A 2,838-nucleotide genomic window follows, 5' to 3' on the forward strand; every position below is an offset into this window, starting at 1 on the left:
CTATCGTTCTCTCCAGGCTTTGGCGATCTGGTCGGTGAGGGGCTTGGTGAGGTAGGAGAGCACGGAGCGCTCGCCGAGCTGCATGAAGCTCTCCACCGGCATGCCCGGCACCAGCTTGGCCCCGTTCAGACGCGCCGTCTGCTCCTCGGGCACCTGGATGCGCGCCACGTAGTAGCTCATCCCCGTCTTCGGGTCGCTCGTCACGTCCGCCGAGACCCGGCTCACCACCCCGTCGATCTCCGGCGTCACCCGCTGGTTGAAGGCCGGGAACCGCAGGACCGCCGCCTGCCCCACCCGCACGTTGTCGATGTCCTGCGGCTGGATCTTCACCTCCACCGCCAGCTGGTCCGCCGACGGCACGATCAGCATCGCCGGCTCGCTCGGCACCACCAGCCCGCCGATCGTGTGCACGGCCAGCTGGTGCACCGTCCCGTCCTGCGGCGCGCGCAGGTCGATCCGCTTGAGCTGGTCCTCGGCCGCCACCCGCTTCTCGACCAGTTCCGACCAGCGCCCCCGGATCTCGGCCAGCTCCTTGCCCACCTCCGTGCGCATGTCCCCGTCCACCTGCAGGATCTGCAGCTCCGTCTCCGTGATCTTGCCCCGCGCCGAGGCGGTCGAGGCGATCAGCTGGCCCCGCTCCCCCTCCAGCCGCGCCGCGTCCCGCTCCAGCGCGGTCACCCGCGAGAACGGCACCAGGTTCTTGGCAAACAGCTCGCGCACCCCCTTGAGCTCCGAGCCGATCAGCCGGATCTCCCGGTCCTTGGCCGAGGCCTGCTCGGTCAGGCCCGAGATCTCCTGGCGCAACTGCGCCACCCGCTCGCGCAGCTGCGCCTTCTGGCCCTCGCGCGCGGCCACGCGGGCCGCAAACAGCCGCGTCTCGCCCTCGACCAGATGCGCCACCGCCGGGTCGGCGACGCGCGCCAGCAGCTCGGCCGGGAAGCTGACCCGTCCCGCCCCGTCCCGCTCCGCCTCGTCGCGGGCGCGGCGCGCCGCGAGCTCGTCGAGCGCCTTGAGCACGATGTCGAGGTTGGCCCGGGTCTGGGTCTCGTCGAGGCGGATCAGCACGTCGCCGGCCTTGACGCGCGCGCCCTCCCGCACCCGCAGCTCGCCGACCACGCCCCCGGTCGGGTGCTGCACCTTCTTGACGTCGGACTCGACCACGAGCTGGCCGGGCGCGATCACCGCGCCCGAGATCTGGGTGAAGGTGGCCCAGCCGCCGACGCCCACGACCAAGGCCGCCGAGAGGCCGACGGCCAGCGCCAGGTGGCGCCGGATCGAGCCGAGGGCGCGCGGGCGCGGCGGCCCGGCCAGGGCGGGGGCGACGAGGCCCGGGCTCAGGCTCACCGACATGGCACGCTCTCCCGCATCTCAAGCCGCAACATCACGCGCGCTCGCCCCATCACGCGCTCTCCTGCAGGCCGGAGGCCGGGACGGAGGGCTGGCCCGGGCTCGCCGAGCCGCCGGAGCCGCCCGCATGGCCGCCCGCATGGCCGCCCCCATGGCTACCCATCTGCCCGCCGACCGGGCCGCCCTGGCCGAAGCCGCCGCCCTGGCCCCCGCCCTGGCCGAAGCCCATCGCCCGCGGCATCGGCGCCTGCGGCTCGGCCGGGACCGGCGCCGGCGCCGGGCGCAGCACCCGCTTGAACACCTCGTCCTTCGGCCCGAAGGCCTGGGCCCGCCCGTCGGCCATCATCAGAACCAGATCGACCGCCGCCAGCGCGCTCGGGCGATGGGCCACCACCACGCAGATCCCGCCGCGCTGGCGCACCCCCAGGATCGCCTGCGTCAGCGCGTTCTCGCCCTCGTTGTCGAGGTTGGCGTTGGGCTCGTCCAGGATCACCAGGAACGGCTCGCGGTAGAGCGCCCGCGCCAGCCCCACCCGCTGGCGCTGCCCGGCCGAGAGCCCGGCCCCGCCCTCGCCGATGCGGGTGTCGTAGCCCTCCGAGAGCCGCAGGATCAGATCGTGCACCCCCGCCGCCCGGGCAGCCGCGATCACGTGCTCGGGGTCGGGATGGACCTCGAACCGGCTGATGTTCTCCGCGATCGTGCCGGCAAACAGCTCCACCTCCTGCGGCAGGAAGCCGATATGCGGCCCGAGATCGGCGCTCGACCACTGGTCCAGCGCCGCCCCATCCAGCCGGACCTTGCCGCGCACCGGCGGCCAGACGCCGACGAGCGCGCGCACCAGCGAGGACTTGCCCGAGGCCGAGGGGCCGATCACCCCGAGCCCCTGGCCGGCCTGGAGGGCGAAGGAGAGGTCCTGCACCACGAGGCGGGGCGCGCCGGGCGGGGCCACGCTGACCCCCTCCACGGCGAGGGAGCGGGCGGGCGCGGGCAGGGCGTGGGGCTGGCCGACGGCGGGGATGCGGGCGAGCAGCTCGGAGAGCCGGACCCAGGCCTGGCGGGCCTGCACGAAGCCCTTCCAGTTGGCGATGGCGAGCTCGGCCGGGGCGAGCGCGCGCGAGACCAGGATCGAGGAGGCGATGATGATGCCGGCGGTGGCCATGTTGTTGATCACGAGCCAGGCGCCCAGCGCCAGCACGCCCGATTGCAGGGCCATGCGGAAGACCTTGGAGCCGGCCCCGAAGCCGCCGGCGACGTCCGAGACGCGCTGCTGGGCGTCCATGTAGTCGCGGTTGGCCGCGGCCCAGCGGGCGCCGAGGCGGCCCTGCATGCCGAGCGCGGCCAGCACCTCGGCGTTGCGGCGGCCGGCCTCGGCCAGGCCGTTGCGGCGCAGGCCGTGGCCGGTGGCGGCCTGGGCGGGGGTGCGGGTGGCGCGGTCGGTGACGAAGGTGACGAGCGCCAGCACGACGGCGCCGACGATGGCGGCGACACCGA

2 protein-coding genes are annotated in these 2,838 nt (G+C 74.6%); both read right to left on the reverse strand.

The annotated features are described in order from the left end of the window. Positions 1 to 1,350 carry an HlyD family type I secretion periplasmic adaptor subunit gene (locus E1J50_RS25685; RefSeq protein ID WP_132257059.1) on the reverse strand — a complete coding sequence of 450 codons (1,350 nt, stop codon included), beginning with the start codon at positions 1,348 to 1,350 and terminating at the stop codon, positions 1 to 3. A gap of 49 nt (positions 1,351 to 1,399) precedes the next feature. Continuing rightward, positions 1,400 to 2,838 (reverse strand): type I secretion system permease/ATPase (locus E1J50_RS25690; protein ID WP_207919299.1); only part of this gene is annotated, 1,439 nt, incomplete at its 5' end.

Origin of the sequence: Methylobacterium segetis (assembly GCF_004348265.1) — a bacterium.
In the GTDB taxonomy this organism is placed as follows: domain Bacteria; phylum Pseudomonadota; class Alphaproteobacteria; order Rhizobiales; family Beijerinckiaceae; genus Methylobacterium; species Methylobacterium segetis.